The 723-nt window shown below is 69.7% G+C and carries 1 protein-coding gene; it reads right to left on the bottom strand.

All coding sequences use genetic code 11. The annotated features are described in order from the left end of the window. A partial coding sequence (locus ACOADB_RS19395; protein ID WP_378602191.1) for a DUF3375 family protein occupies window positions 1-723 on the bottom strand: 723 nt, incomplete at both ends.

The raw sequence follows: 723 nt of genomic DNA on the forward strand, positions 1-723 counted from the left end.
CCCCTCGAACGCCCGCCCTTCGTGGGTGGCGGTCATCAGCGCGTCGGCGCGGGCGAGGTAGTCGTCGATGACCTCACCGGCGGGCCGGTCCTCAGCCCGGAACGCGGCAAGGATCTCGCCGCGGATGGTCGCGAACCGCTCCTCGACGCGGGCAAAGTCACTGGGCAGTGCGGAGATGAGGGACAGGAGCTCGGTGTACCCCTCGAGCATGTACTCCTCGGTGGCGCTGACCATCTCGGCTCCGTCGACCAACCGGTCCCGCTCGGCCTTGAGCCGTGCGATCTCCTCGTTGAGCAGGGTGACCCTGGCGCCGCGGTCGGGGTTTGCCTCGGCGTTGAACCGCCGCACCGTACCGAGGATGGTCGCGATCCGGTGCTCACTGAGCGTCGCCCGGTCGCGGGTCATCGACTTCACCAGCTCGAGCGCCTGCTGGGCGTGCGAGGTCAACGTGTAGACCTCGTTGCCGATCTCGTCGAGGGACCGCACCAACCACTGCCCGCGCATCCACCGCTGACAGATGTCCCGCCCGCTCCCAGCCGGTACGTCGCTCTCCCCCGCCGCCCGGATCGCGGCGAGATGCTCCTCCACCTGGCTGTGCAGCCGGGCCGTCGGGATCGGCTTGTTGTTCCGCCCGAACGCCGCCCGGAAGATCGTGATCACCACCGGCGCCTGCCGCTGGTGGAGCAACGTCAGGGTCGGCTGCGCGAACGCACCCTTGACCCG

Origin of the sequence: Nocardioides sp. CPCC 206348 (genome assembly GCF_048654705.1) — a bacterium.
In the GTDB taxonomy this organism is placed as follows: Bacteria; Actinomycetota; Actinomycetes; order Propionibacteriales; family Nocardioidaceae; genus Nocardioides.